This window comes from Candidatus Lernaella stagnicola (assembly GCA_030765525.1).
Taxonomy (GTDB): domain Bacteria; phylum Lernaellota; class Lernaellaia; order Lernaellales; family Lernaellaceae; genus Lernaella; species Lernaella stagnicola.
The window spans coordinates 80038-94172 of record JAVCCK010000027.1 but is presented as its reverse complement, the minus strand read 5'-3'; the positions used below and the strand labels follow the sequence as shown (position 1 = coordinate 94172).

Below are 14135 nucleotides of genomic sequence, written 5' to 3'. Positions count from 1 at the left end.
TTCCAAGCAAGACGTCGAAACCACAAATCTCGACGCTACTTCCGGATCAGATTTGTGCTATTGTACTATTGATTTCCACCAATGGGAACAAGGTAATGCATAAACACAAAGTGATTGTCGTCATGCCGGCCTACAACGCCGAAACTACAGTGGAAAAGACCGTCGCCGACATCCCCGACGGCGTCGCCGACGAAATCATTCTCGTCGATGATTGCAGCCGCGATCGCACGGTGGCTATTGCCCGCGAACTGGGCCTGACCGTGATCGAACATGAGAGCAACCTGGGCTACGGCGGCAACCAAAAAACCTGCTATGCCGAAGCGCTGGAGCGTGGCGCCGATGTGGTCATCATGATCCATCCCGATTACCAGTATGACAGCCGGCTGGCAGGACACATGGTCGATTTTATCAAGAACGGCTATTTCGATATTATGCTGGGCAGCCGCATCCGCACGCGGGCCGAGGCACTCGCCGGCGGCATGCCGGTCTACAAGTACCTGGCCAACCGCCTACTGACGATCACCGAAAACATTCTGTTGGGCCAAAACCTGTCCGAATACCACACCGGCTACCGCGCTTACAGCCGCCGCGTGCTCGAGACCATCCCCTGGCGGCAAAACAGCGACGATTTCGCCTTTGACGCGCAGTTCCTGGCGCAGGCCATCTTTTTTGGCTTCAAAATCGCGGAAATTCCCGTACCGGTTCGTTACATGGCCGAGGCGTCAAGCATCAACTTCAAACGATCGGCGGAGTACGGGCTCGAAAACCTTAAAGTGATTTTGCAATTCTGGCTGCACCGCGTCGGGCTTAGGAAAGTTCCCTTGTTCCTACCGCAACAGACAACCGACCCCGACGCGTGAGAAACCGGTAAAACAGAAGCGATAAAAGAACCGCGAGCCACGCGCCGAAACCGCCGCCGGTCGCGCCGCACGCGCCGCCCTTGTCGTCCTCATCCGCGCTGTCCTTCGCCGCCGGCTGCACTTCAATGGAAATAACCGCCGAATCGCCCGCGCTGTCCGGATCGGATACCGACAGCATCACGTCGTATGTACCCGGTTCCTCGAACGTATGGCTGAAAAATGCCGTGTGGAACACCTCGCCCGAAGAGAACGACCACAGAATCGACAGCGGATCGTGATCCGGGTCCGAGGCCGCCGCGGTGAACTGCACCGTCAGAGGTGCCGGACCTTCCAGCACATCGGTGAGGATACCCGCTTGGGGCGGTTGGTTCGGGTTGGGACCGGTCAGGTATTCCATCGCGCCGTAGATGTTGATCTCGCCGAAACCCAACTCGTAATCCCAGGAACCCTCCGCGCCGCGAGCGGTTTCCTGCAAGGCTTCACGAATCAAGTCCGGCGTATAGTCTTTGTCCAACGCCGCAATCAATAGGGCCCCGGCAGCCGCCGCGTGGGGCGAGGCCGTGCTCGTACCAGCGGCGAGGTAGAATCCAATACCGTCCTGACCTAGCGTTTCAGCGATGATGGAATTTCCCGGCGCGACGATTTCGAGGCCGTCGCCGTAATTCGAAAAGGAACTGCGATAAACCGAAGAATCCAGCGCATGCGTTTCGCTGCTGCCCACGGCGATTACCGCCTCGTATCCCGCCGGGTAGCTGATGCGATCACGACCGTCGTTACCCGAAGCCGCAAACACTACGACGCCGGCTTCATTCGCGTCCCGCGTCGCTGCGTTGGACGCGCCGCTGAACTCGCTGCCGCCCAGGCTGAGATTGATCACGTGCGCGCCCTGAGACGTCGCCCAATCGATGGCTGCGGCGATGTCGCTGTCGCGGGCGCCCTCAGCTCCGTCGGCAAAAACCTTACAGGGCAAAATCGTCACTTCCGGCGCCGCGCCCGCCGCGCCGTACCCGTTGTTGGTGTGGTGGGCGATGGTGTTCGTGACGTGAGTGCCGTGGCCTTGGCTGTCGTTCGGGTCATCGTCGTTGTCGCCGAAGTCGTAGCCTTGCATCACGTGGATCGCGCCGTCGGTCAGGCCGCTGAGCACGTATCCGGTATCGATGACCGCGACGATCACGCCCTTGCCGCGCGTCCTATCCCACGCTTTTTCGACATTAATTTGCGGCAAATAGGTCTGATACTGGTCGTAAAAAGGGTCGTTGGGCACGAAGAACAGCCGCCGAATAGGGTCGGGGGACACATCGGCGACGCCGGGCAGCGCGGCGATTTCGTCTTTCACTTCGTCCATATCGCGCGCTGAATCGAAGCCGACCGCGATGTATCGCGCTGCGCCTTCGGCCTCATCGATCCGGTCGATCCACTCGGTGGGGCGCAGGGTGAGGCCGAATCGATTGCGGACGGTTTCCACGCGAAAGCCGCGTCGGTCGATAGCGGCCAACAGATCGGTGCGCGATGCCTCGGGCAAAACCGTGACGATAAGTTCGCCGGCGACCACTTCCGCGCCGCGGTAGGTGGTGATGTCCCACGCCGGAGCGGCGGAAGCGGATACAAAAACGGCGACCAACGTCGCGGCAAGAATTATCATAGATCGGCGATTCATCGTTTTCCTTTCTCGAACCTCCTCGGACGCTCCATAAAATAGCGATCTATCTCCCGAGGATCAAGCAAGGTCCTGTTATCAATGTAGTCGCTGGCTCGTGGCAAAAATTGCACAAAAAAAGGCCCGACCTCCAAAGGGGCCGGGTCGGGGAGCTGGACACCGAAAATAAACAAGGAATATGACAACAGAGTTGACGATGTTGAGCGAATTGCTAACATGACGATTTCCGATTTTATATTGTTCCTAGCTGGTTTTACGAGGGGTTCAATTACGAGATGGTTCGCCAAAAACAGTCGCCCCGTAAGTCGGCCATTACAAAATATTTCATCGTGGTTGCCGCGACACTACTTGCGGTTGTGACGACCTTGCTATGGCTTCGCTTCGCGCCCGGCGCGATAACGGTGACCGAGACGTACGTGTTTCAGCTTAACAATAATCGCCCCGCCACGAATTTGGTTTTTTCGCCTGGATCGACTCCCCGCCTGCGCAATTGGACGATGCGCGCGAGCGTTGACGAAACCATGGCATCGCCGCGTTTGATTGTGAGTGGCAGGCCGGGCACCTGGAGCTTGAACGAAATTACTTCCGTATGTCCGGACAAAGCGAACGGACCGGAAGCTACGATGATTTGTTTGTTCGAAAGGTTGCGCGAAAAGATTGCGCACGTGAGTGACGGAGATTTGCAAAATGGAGTTCTATCAAGCGACGTCTTGGCGGGACTCAACTATCACGGGGTCGCTCAATGCGGCGAGGTGGCCCACTATCTTGGTCAACTTGCCGAAGCGGCGGGTTTCAAAGCGCGAGTGGTTCACTTCGGCGAAGTGCACTCGGGCGTCGAAGTGTTTTGGGAAGACGCTTGGCATTTCTTCGACGCCGATCGCGGTTTCTTCTACACTGACCAGGCAAGTCGCGAAATTGTGTCGATTGAAACACTCCGGCGTAATCCGAACCTCTATACACGTTCACCGGGCCGCAGCTTTGGCTACCCGTACTACCGAAACAAGGTCATCTTGACCGAGCCGTTGCGTTTTGCATCCGTCGACAAAACCTACGCCAAACTACCGGCGGAAAAGGTCGTACTTCCACCCGGTTCGTGGTTGAAAACCGAAGTAGGCGGCGGCGATTCGAAAACGGGGTCGACGTCTATTTTGGAATATACTGCCTCGTTTGAGGATCATCTTTTGATCGACGCGCCGTTTCCCTTATTGTCCGTAGAAATCGCCCCGGTGCGCGGAAGGATCGAAATCGCCGCAATGGACGGGCGCCCTTCGGAGTTTGCGACGCCGGATGATCCCGCGATCTTCACCATGCCCCACCATCTCGATCCCTGGCTCGCAACCGTAAGAAGTGCGGAGTTCTCGATTGCGGAAAACGAACAGGATTCGCCGCTTCGAATCAAGGCCGTCATGCGACGAGCTACCGCCTCGCTGCCTACCTTGCAGGAAGGGGGCAACCACGTTGAAGTTCACTCGCTGTCGCCTTCGTGGCATCTTGAACTCGACTTGAAGGTCGAACTTCGCGCGGCCCGAAATTAGCCTGAAACAGGTTTCGGACAAAAAACAAAGCCCCCGCCGAATGGCGAGGACTTTGTCAGGAATCTAACCCGGCCCCGTAGGGCCGGGCGGTGGTTAAATCGTTCCGAAGTTTAGAGGGCTGGCGGGTTCAGCAACTCGTCGAGCAACTCGTCGATCGGGTAATTCGTCCACAGGCTAAGCGACTTGGCGTTCTGATACGCGACAGCCGTCGGATCCCACGCGTTCAAGTCGGTGCTTGCCGGAAGGTCGAGAGCGATCACAACGATCACGTCGTCCTCTTCGTTGACCGTGTAGTCGAAGTAACCGGCTGCATCAAAGCTGCTGACGGTGCCGGGCAGAACCGCGATGCCGGCCTCGCCGTCAGCCGGAATGGCTGCGACGACATAGGCGTCGACGTCGGCTTTGCTAGCCAGCGCCCAATTGACTACGCCACCGGCGGTGTATTCGGTGGTACCGCCGTCGAATACCGGCAGGTAATCTTCGGCCAAGAAGTCGACCACGCCGCCCCAGTCACCCAGTTCGTCGGCGTAGGAAGCCGCGAAGGTCAACTCGAGCGCGTCGATGGTCGAACCGTCGATAATGGCCAGCAGGTTGGTCTGGCCACTCAGAAGCATGTAGTCACCATCGTCTACTGCGGCCGCGTCGAAGGTCGTGTCGTCACCGATTTTTAAGCCCATCGGCCACAGAGCGCGATTGCCGACTTCGCCGAGCAGAACGTTCAGGTAGTCGTAGCCCGCGAAACCCGGGGTCGTGACATCAAGGGTCGTTTCGTCGATCGAAACCACGTCGATATCCGGTGCGCCGGTCGTATCCCAGTCGGGCAGCACGCCCTGATACTCGAAGGCCAACGCGTCGTTGATGATCGGCTCGATCAAGCCGAGCACCACTTCGATGATGTCGCCGCCGCCGATCAGCACCGGAATCAGAGCCAGCAGCGCGTCCGTGCTGATGGCTTCACCGATGGTCAGGCTGGCCACGAAACCTTCCAGCGCCATTTCGGTCGCCGAGTCTTCCACCGGCACGTTGAACGCTTCGTTCACGCCGTCCGCGGAAGCTTCCAGCAGGCCGATCAAGTTCAGGCCGAGATCCATTTCCGGGAAGTAAATGTTCGTCGGCAAAGCAATTGTTCCGGCATCGCCGTCGAAATCGTAGTTGATGTCGAACAGGCCCTCGGCCACCAATCCGGCGTCATCCAGCGACAGGATCGTGCTGCGAGCCAGGCCCGGCACCGCGCCGCCGATGAAAATCTCGGCCGCGAGAAGCTGGCCGAGACTAAGGATCGTGAAGGTTTGCTGCGGGTTGTCCAGCGCCAGCGCTGTGCCGTCGATGAACTCGCCGACGGCCGAATCGCCGTAGGAGAAGGTGTTGTCGCCGCGGAGGCGGAAATACATCACCGCCGCATCGGCTTGATACGCCCAGCTCCAGTGATCGGCCGCGGTCGCCACGACGAGCGTTTCACCCTTGGTCGCAGCCGGTACGCTGGCCAAGCCGTCGACATCGGTAGCCACGCCGTTGACGTCGGCGCCAACGACTGGATCGCAGGTAGCGTCATCATATACGTACACCGTGATGTTGCCGGTGGCCGCGCCGCCGCCTACGGTATCACCGCCCAAGCTTTCCGGGTCGGGAAGCGTGCAGCGCAGTTCGTCGTAGACCGGTGTGAAGACGACATCGTCATCGGCGGTGTCGTCGTCGGTAGTGTCGTCGTCGGTCGTATCGTCATCGTCGTCACCGGCGGTATCGTTATCGTCATCGTCATCGTCATCATCGCCAATCGGCGGCGTGTCGTCATCATCGCCGCTTGTGACATCGTCGTCGTCATCGCCGCCGCCGCAGGCGATTACGCTTACGGAAAGCAGCAAAATGAGGCCGACAATAAACAGCCATCTGCTCTTCATTTCTATCTCCCTTGTTTGCAGTTGTTGGTTGGAAAATCGAATGGATTTACACTTCGATCACCGCATGCCCGTTGCGGGCACGAGGCACGGTTGCCGGAATGGTAAGCGGGAAGGTTCAGTGCCACAACCTCACGCTAAGGGCCCCGGTAGATTCGTTGTCTCACCCGTTCAACACGGGGCCGATAAAACACAGGAGCGCTAAAAAGCGCCCCCACTCGATTGGCAGAATAGATTCCGTATCGATATGTGTCAAGCAAAATCCGCTAATCAACAAGGTAATGCGGTTGCGAAAAATCAGCGCGGACGCAGTTTGTACTCCATGAGTTCGGCAATAAATTCAACTGTCTTTGTGCCGTCGGGTTGAATCGTCACGTACTGTTCGCGCACCTTGCCCACGTGCCTGGCGTATATCGTCGTGTAGATGAACACCCGCGGGTTCGAGCCGGGATCCAAGATCGGGGCCACGTTGGGCGTGATCGCAACGTCCCCGGGGTATTTCGTTGTCCACGTCACTTCCAGCGTTTCGCGATAGGTGCCCGCGGGCACGGTGACCTCGAAATTCTTGCGCGTGACCTCAAAGAGCATTTCGCTATCGACCCACGTGTGGTGCAGCCGCAGGTTCTTATCCAGAATCGTCACGCCCTGCTTGTTCATGATCGCCTGGTTGGGCAGGTAGAGAAGCACCTCGCCGTTGTTGAGCGTGTATTTGTCGCCGCCGCGCTTGATCACCTGCTCCATGACTTTGCGCTTACCGCCGCCGGCGGCCTGCACGTCGTAGATCCAGTAATTGGTGACGTCCAGCGGCATGTACTGATTCAGCGTATCGCTGCATCCGGTGACAAAGAAGACGCCGATCAGCACGATAGCCAATCCGGGCAAGCAGGTTCGGCAACCGGCTGACTTCGCGGGGAAGTATTTCATGGGTCTCCTTTCGCCACGACTCGACACCCTGAATGTAGGAAGTTGCCGCCGGGCGCGTCAAGCGAATACCTATTGAGAGTTCGACCGCGCTTCGCTTATAACGTGGAGAACACGCCGCCCGGGCGCGTTACCTCAACCAACAGGAGACCAGCCGAACATGGCCCGACGCCGCGCGAAAAACAAAACCCCCAAGAAACGCTACTGGGAGCGGCAGGCCGCACGACCGCGCCGGCCGGCATGGTGGCGTCGTTTCCTTTCCACGCTGTGGCGCTGGCTCATGCGACCCTTTACCGCGCCGCCGCCCCCGCCGCGCATTGTGCTGGACACGAACATCCTGGTCGGCGGCATCATGGGCCCCGACTCGGCCTCGGCGAAAATCGTCGACGCATTCCTGGCCGGCGCGCTCAACGTGGTGGCCTCCCCGGAAACGATCCATGAAGCGCGACTGGTCTTCCGGAGGCACGGCGGCATTCGCACCATACCCGGCGGCCGCGAGCGGGCCGAACGCGTCTTGAGGGCGCTGGCGGAAGACGCCCGCGTGGTGCGCAACTCCACGCTGCCGTATCCGGTGTGCGAAGACCCCAGCGACGATAAATTCTTTGCCGCCGCCGTCGTGGGCAACGCGCGCTACATCGTCTCCAACGACAAACACCTGCGCCGTGTCGGCAGCTACAAGGGCGTGAAGGTGTTGGGGTCGCACCGCTTCGCGGAAGAGTTTCCTCAGCGCTAATTCGGTTTGGCTCGCGGTTCGCCTACGGCGCGTTCACGGTGACGATTTGGGCGGGGCAGACGGCGAAGATGCGCGGGCCGCGGGACGAAACAACCTTGCCGAAGACCGTCAGCTCCAGGCCGACGAACGAATGCGGCAGCAGCTTGTCGCGCAAAAACGGCTCGATGTCTTTCTTGCTGATCGTCACCGAAAAATCCGTCGTCCAATCCTTGCCGAAATTCAAATGGTAGGCCTTCGTCGATTCGCGCACGTTGTCCACCACACCGACCACCAGGCCGTAGCGGTCGAACAACCGGTCGGCCACGACCGCGGGCACCGGCTCGGGCGGGCGCTGCCGGAACAAGCCGCGTCGCTGCTGGTAGCCGGTCAGCATCCATTTCCAGTAGGGCCGGCAATCGGCGATGCACTCGCGATCGTGAAAGGGTTCGGCCAGCCCGGCGGTGAGCAGCGCCTCGGCAACGTCGGCGCCTTCCCGGGAGACCGTTGCCAGCGTGCGGCCGTACTTATCGATTGGTTTCTTTTTGCATTCCGTCAATGTCACCGGCCGCATCTCGACGAGCTTCTTGTTCAAGGCGGTGGCTTCGTCAAAGAAAGGCTCGTGGCGCTCGGGCGTATCCACGCCGACATACCGGATGCGGCGCCCGTCGGCCGTCATGATGGTGTCGCCGTCATAGACGAAGGTGACGGTGTTCTTCATGCGCTGGACGAATTCATCCGGCGTGGTGTCGGCGGGCTCGGGGAACGCGGCGGGGGCAGGGGCGGCGGCTTCCGGCGTAGGGGCCGGAGTCTGGACGGGCGGTGCGGGCGTGTCGGTTTTTGGTTTTGGGCTGATGGTTTGGCGCAGGTAGAACATCACCGACAGCACGGCCGCGAGGGCCAGGATCAGCGCGGCGAAACGAAAAAACGGCAATCCGATCGGCTTGCGCCTCATCTAATGCGCCTCGCCCCAGTTTCGCCCCGTGCCGATGTCCACGACCAAGGGCACGCTGAGTTCCATCACGCCTTCCATTTCGGCTTTGACGATCGCCGCGTACTTATCGACGGCGTCTTCCTCCACCTCGAAAACGAGTTCGTCGTGAACCTGCAGGATCATCGCCAGCGGCAACTCCTCACGCTCAATGCGGCGGTGCAACGCCAGCATCGCCAGCTTGATCAGATCCGCCGCCGAACCCTGCACCGGCGTGTTGATCGCGGCGCGTTCGGCCCCGGCCTGCGCCTGGCGGTCGTGGCTGTTGATGTTGGGCAGCGGCCGCTTGCGCCCCAGTATCGTCTGCACGAAGCCGCGTTCGCGGGCCTCGGCGATCACGCCGTCGAGGTAGGCGCGCAGCTTCGGATAACGGGCGAAGTAGTTGTCGATGAACGCCTTGGCTTTTTTTGTGCTGATGGCCAAATCGTGAGCCAAGCGAAAGGCGCTCATGCCGTAGAGCACGCCGAAATTGACCGTCTTGGCCATGGCGCGTTCCTGCGGAGAAACCAAACCCGGCATGACGCCCAGAATCTCGGCCGCCGTGCGCCGGTGGATGTCTTCGCCGGAATGGAAAGCGGCAATCATCGTTTCGTCGCCGGACAAATGCGCGGCCAAGCGCAGTTCGACTTGGCTGTAGTCAGCGGCCAGCAGCACCTTGCCCGGCGCGGGGATGAAACCCTCGCGGATGCGGCGTCCTTCTTCGGTGCGAATCGGGATGTTCTGCAAATTCGGGTTGCTCGAGGACAGGCGGCCGGTCGCCGCGATCGTCTGGTTGAAACTGGTGTGGATGCGGCCGGTCACCGGGTGAACGAGCCGGGGCAGGGCGTCCACGTACGTGCCCTTGAGCTTGGCGAGGCTGCGGTATTCCAACATCAGCCGCGGCACTTCGTGACCCTGTTCGGCCAAGGTTTCCAGGACGGCGGCGTCGGTGCTGAATCCTTTCTTGGTTTTGCGGAGCGGTTTGATGCCGAGCCGCTCGAAAAGCACTTCGGCGATCTGCGACGGGCTGTTGAGGTTGAAGGTCGTGCCGGCGGCTTCGTGAATTTTCGCGGTGACCGCTTGGATGCGTTTGTCCATCTCGGTCGATAGCTGTTTGAAAAACGCCGAGTCGATGGCCACGCCGCGCCGCTCCATGGCGACCAACACGTCGATCAACATGATCTCGAGGTCGCGGTACAGCGCCACGGTGGCGGGGTCGGCCTGCATCTCGGTTTCCAAATGCTTTTTTAGAAGCCATGTGACGTGCGCGTCTTCCGCCGCGTATTGCGTCGCGGTTTCGGTATCCACTTCGCTAAACAGCTTCCGGCTTTTGCCCTTGCCGGTGACTTCATCAAATTTGATCGTCGTGTGACCCAAGTACCGCAAGGCCATGGCGTCCAGACCGTGCCCGCCGCGCCCGGCGGCCAGCAGGTAGTCGGCGATCATCGTGTCCCCGGCCAGGCCGCGCACCGTCACGCCCGCTCGCGCGAGCACAATGATGTCGTACTTGGCGTTCTGCGCCCACTTCGGCAGATCCGGGTCAGAAAGCAGCGGCCCGACCGCGGCCAGCACTTCGTCGACCGGCAATTGTTTGGGAACGCCCAAGTAGCTGTGCGCCACCGGCACGTAGTAGGCGACCTCGTCGTCGGCGCAGAAACTCAGGCCGACCAGTTCGGCCCGCATGGGAAATTGCGAGGTCGTTTCGGTGTCGAAGGCGAAGCCGCCGGCGCGCCGAAGCGTTTCGCACATCGCCGCGAGCGCCTCGCCGGTGAGCACCGTTTCGTAATGATCCCGACTGAGGTTCGTGGCGGGGCCGGACAATTCGTCAAGCAGCTTGCGGAATTCCAGCCGCGTATAGAACTCGCGCAACTTCTCCAAATCCGGCGGACGCGGCTGCAACTCGGCGACGCCGATATCCAGCGGCACCTCGGTGTGAATCGTCGCCAACTCGCGTGACAATTCGGCTTGGCCGGCGTTTTCCCGCAAGCGCTCGCCGAGCTTACCTTTGATTTCCTCCGCGCGGGCCAGCACTCCGGCGATGTCGCCGTATTCCTTCAAGAGTTTCAGCGCCGTCTTGGGGCCCACGCCCGGCACGCCGGGGATGTTGTCCGACGAGTCGCCCGCCAAGCCGAGCACTTCGATCACGCGGCCGGGTTCGACGCCGAAGCGCTCGACGACGCCGTCGTGGTCGTACCAGATGTCTTTCATCGGGTCGTACATCGTCACGTTCTCGCCAACCAGTTGCATCAAATCCTTGTCGCCGGAGACGAGCACAACTTCGAAACCGTGTGCGGCGCCTTGGCGGGCCAGCGTGCCGATGACGTCGTCGGCCTCGTAGCCCGGCACGGCCAGGCAGGGCAGGCCGCGTAATTCGACCAGTTCGTGAATCAGCGGGAACTGCGGCACCAGCTCCTCGGGCGGTTCCGGGCGGTTGGCCTTGTATTCGGGATAGCGTTCGTGGCGGAAGGTTTTTTCCTTGGTGTCGAAGCACACCGCCACGCTGTCGGGTTGCAGGTCGCGCAGGGTCTTATCGAGCATTGTGGCCACGCCGTAGACCGCGTTGGTCGGCAGGTCTTGGGAATTGGACAGCGTGGGAATCGCGAAGAAAGCGCGGAAGATGTAGCCGCTCCCGTCAATCAGGAGTAGTCGTTTTCGGGGTTCAGCCATTAGCGTTTATTCGTCCTCGAGAAAGATGGCGTCGAAGCTTTTGCTGGAAGCGGAATCGAGGGCGTCGACCAGATGGTGAAATTTGTCGAGCAGTTCCTTGCCGCGCGATGTCAGGCGCGACCCCCCGCGTCGTCCGGCGCCGGGGATTTTTTCGACGACAGCTTCTCCCAGGCGTTCTTCGGTGGCGCGAATGCGGCCCCACGCGCTGCGATAGCTCATGCTGAGTTCTTCAGCGGCCTTGAGGATGGAGCCTTGACGGTGGATGGCGTCGAGTAATCGCATGCGTCCGGATCCGAAAATAGTTTTCCCTTTGTCGTCTGTAATCCAGACTTTAATTCGTGCATGCAATTTAATTTCGCCCATGGAATCTCTCCAACCGATTGTTAGATACTCTCACTGTAAACACATTCCCCGTTGAAAAACAGCCCGCCGCAGGGCGTTCGGGGGCAATTTTGCTTGCCGGGCGATTCGTTGCACAATAGCGCATCGCACTAAGAAGGAGTGGCGGACGACAATGGACATCCCCTCGTTGCGACGTAGCGTTCCGTGGCCGTTACTGGCGCTGACCGGTTTGCTGATCCTGCGGCAAGCCGGGTGGGCGCTATGGGGGCAGTTCAACGTCGACGAATTCGAGAACCTCCAAGTGCTGTGGCTGTGGGACCGCGGGGTGTTGCCGTTTCGCGACTACCTGCATTCCCACCTGCCGACCTTCAGCTTTTTGCTTTACCCCATCTACGCGCTGGTCGGCCCGGGTCCGATCCTACCGGCCGTGGTGCGGCTGATCGCCTTTCCGCTTCAACTCCTGCTGCTGTGGGAACTCTACACGCTCGGCCGTCTGGTGACCGGTCGTTCGCTGGCGGGGGTGCTGGCCGTCGGCTTTGCGCTCACCTCGCCGATCATCGGCGCGAGCTTATCGGAAGTGCGAGGCGACACCGTGGTGTACCCGATGATACTCGGGTCGCTGCTGTGCCTGTGGTACTTGATCGAAAGCGGCGGAAAGCTGCGCTGGTTTTACCTGGCGGGGTTGTTGATCGGCTTAAGCCTGATGTTTACCCAGAAGGCCGTGCTGCTCTCGTTGGTTCTGGCATTGTTTTTCGAACGGCACCTAGCCCGCGGCTTGGGCATGTCTTTCGGTCGAAGATTGCTTCACTGGCTGGGATTCACGGCGTTGGCGGTCGGGCCGTTTTTGGTCGCGCTGGTTACGATCGGCGTGATCTGCGACATGAACGCCGCCAACATGGTGGCGCTGCCCGACAACGGCATCCGCTTCGCCGAATCGGCGCTGCTGACACGTTACCGCTTGCTGCTGTGGCCGACGATAATTCTCCCCACCCTGATTTTTGTCGGACCGGCGTGGTATGCGGCGCTTCGCTTGGTGCGCGGGCGGGCCTCGGCCTCTTCGGCGCCGCAGACGATTCTGCGATTCTGCGCGGTCTACGCGCTGTTGGCCCTCGTGCAGTTGATCTTGATGCCGGTGCTGTTCATGCACATTTTCATTTTGCCGTATTTGTTTTTCGCTCTCTTGGCGGCGTGGTATTTCTTGCGCAAGTCGCGGCGGACCGTGCTTGTGGTGTTCGTGATCGGGTTGGCGCTGGCGCACGCGCAAATCTGGAACAGCGAACTCTACAGCAGCCGCGAGCGGCAAATGACGCAAATGAAATTCGTGGCCGCGAACGTTCCGGCGGACAAGCCGGTGCTCGACCCGCTCAACGGCGCCGGTTCGTTTCGGCCTCTCGTGGGACGCCACCTGCATTACCGGCCGTTTTTCTTCGCCGGCGAATTCTACGATGACGAAAGCCGCTTGGTGGCGCGGGCGCTGGCGCAAAAGGAGTTCGGCGCGGTGATCGACCAATACGTCGTGCGCGAACACCTGCCGTACGGCATCAAGCGAATCATCGAGCGTAACTATCAGTGGGCGCCGGAATCCGAGGGGATCCTCGTGCCGCGGCCCTAGGCCGGGGTGTGAGCCGATCCGTTGACACCGGGCGCGCTGAGTTCATAAGATCGAGGCGGTTTTGCCCCGCCCGCGGAATCGGGCGTCAATACCGTACATGGTAGGGAATCATGTCAAGTATGAAACGCATACTCTACGACGACGTGACCGAAGAACGCGTCATCTTTTTTATCGAACAATGGATGAATGTGGCGGCCCACATGGCGCGCTACTCCGAAACCAACCGTCTGGTGGCGCAGAACGCCCAATTGCTCCACGGCATGCTGGCCGATGTCGCCGGTAGCCGGTCGGAGATCACCATCGTCGAATTGCATAACATCTTGCTGTTCGGCGGGGCGGCGCTTTCCAACTACGCGACGAATCTGCCCGCGGTCGGTGCTTTTGTATTCCTGATGTTGAAACACAACATTCGCAGCTTCCGAATCAAGAGCGACGTCGACCTTGAGGATTTCATGAGCTTGCTCTCGATGCTTGCCGCACCCAACGCCCGCGGCGGGCCCGATTACCATCGCACGACCCACGTTACATTCGGCGACAGGATCGTCGTCGAACTGCAAACATCCATCGATGAACGCGACGGTTCGCGCGCTGCGGGGGAAGTGAGTTATACGCCGGGCCAACCGCCAATCCCGCCTATTTCCGGAGGACCGGCGCACACCGCCACGTATTCGATCAGTCCGCGGCTGACGGCCGAGCAAGGCGAACAAAGTTTAGAGCTGGAAGTGAAAATCTTGGTTCGCGTCGGCGAGGTCCCCTTGGCCGGCGCCCACGTCATCCACTGCGGCGGTACGCAGGAAGTACAAACCGGCGCGGGCGCCACCGGGGCGATGTTGTATCTGCCGCGCGGCCGACACGAAGTGGAAGTTCACATCGACGAGTACCGCGTGCGTCGCGAAATCAACGTTGAGGATGAACCGCAGTACGTGGAAATCGACCTGCAGCAAATCTTCGACTAAACCGGAGACTA

Annotated in this window: 11 protein-coding genes; 5 read left to right on the top strand and 6 right to left on the bottom strand. The window is 60.2% G+C overall.

The window, feature by feature from the left end; genetic code table 11:
- The first annotated feature begins 95 nt into the window (after nt 1–95).
- Entirely contained in the window at nt 96–860 is a 765-nt protein-coding gene (locus P9L99_12175) for a glycosyltransferase family 2 protein (GenBank protein MDP8224109.1), read from the top strand.
- Here the strand turns inward: P9L99_12175 and P9L99_12170 are convergent.
- The gene (locus tag P9L99_12170; protein MDP8224108.1) at nt 808–2517 is read right to left on the bottom strand and encodes a S8 family serine peptidase; all 1710 of its coding nucleotides are present in this window, start codon (nt 2515–2517) and stop codon (nt 808–810) included. The two genes, P9L99_12175 and P9L99_12170, sit on opposite strands and share 53 nt — an antisense overlap.
- A gap of 839 nt (nt 2518–3356) precedes the next feature.
- On the opposite strand from P9L99_12170, the gene P9L99_12165 reads away from it, so the two are divergent.
- Entirely contained in the window at nt 3357–4052 is a 696-nt protein-coding gene (locus tag P9L99_12165; GenBank protein ID MDP8224107.1) for a hypothetical protein, read from the top strand.
- 110 nt (nt 4053–4162) lie between these two features.
- Here the strand turns inward: P9L99_12165 and P9L99_12160 are convergent, their stop codons facing one another.
- Nucleotides 4163–5950 (bottom strand): hypothetical protein, encoded by a 1788-nt coding sequence (locus tag P9L99_12160; protein MDP8224106.1) that lies wholly within the window; start codon nt 5948–5950, stop codon nt 4163–4165.
- Nucleotides 5951–6244: 294 nt separating this feature from the next.
- Nucleotides 6245–6871 (bottom strand): hypothetical protein, encoded by a 627-nt coding sequence (locus P9L99_12155; protein MDP8224105.1) that lies wholly within the window; start codon nt 6869–6871, stop codon nt 6245–6247.
- A gap of 157 nt (nt 6872–7028) precedes the next feature.
- Between P9L99_12155 and P9L99_12150 the strand changes: the two genes are divergently transcribed.
- On the top strand, nt 7029–7601 hold the full coding sequence (locus P9L99_12150; protein MDP8224104.1) for a putative toxin-antitoxin system toxin component, PIN family: 573 nt from the start codon (nt 7029–7031) through the stop codon (nt 7599–7601).
- 22 nt (nt 7602–7623) lie between these two features.
- Here the strand turns inward: P9L99_12150 and P9L99_12145 are convergent, their stop codons facing one another.
- The 3 genes from P9L99_12145 to P9L99_12135 are packed head-to-tail and all read right to left on the bottom strand — an operon-like array spanning nt 7624 to nt 11496.
- Nucleotides 7624–8532 carry a thermonuclease family protein gene (locus P9L99_12145; GenBank protein ID MDP8224103.1) on the bottom strand — a complete coding sequence of 303 codons (909 nt, stop codon included), beginning with the start codon at nt 8530–8532 and terminating at the stop codon, nt 7624–7626.
- Nucleotides 8533–11214, bottom strand: a complete 2682-nt coding sequence (gene polA / locus P9L99_12140; protein ID MDP8224102.1) for a DNA polymerase I — start codon at nt 11212–11214, stop codon at nt 8533–8535.
- A 6-nt stretch (nt 11215–11220) separates the two neighbouring features.
- Entirely contained in the window at nt 11221–11496 is a 276-nt protein-coding gene (locus P9L99_12135; protein ID MDP8224101.1) for a LysR family transcriptional regulator, read from the bottom strand.
- Between the two features lie 232 nt (nt 11497–11728).
- On the opposite strand from P9L99_12135, the gene P9L99_12130 reads away from it, so the two are divergent.
- Both P9L99_12130 and P9L99_12125 read left to right on the top strand, forming a co-directional pair.
- A complete protein-coding gene (locus tag P9L99_12130) occupies nt 11729–13168 on the top strand; it encodes a hypothetical protein (protein MDP8224100.1) in 1440 nt (479 codons plus the stop codon).
- Between the two features lie 119 nt (nt 13169–13287).
- Nucleotides 13288–14124 carry a hypothetical protein gene (locus P9L99_12125; protein ID MDP8224099.1) on the top strand — a complete coding sequence of 279 codons (837 nt, stop codon included), beginning with the start codon at nt 13288–13290 and terminating at the stop codon, nt 14122–14124.
- The last annotated feature ends 11 nt before the right edge of the window (nt 14125–14135 follow it).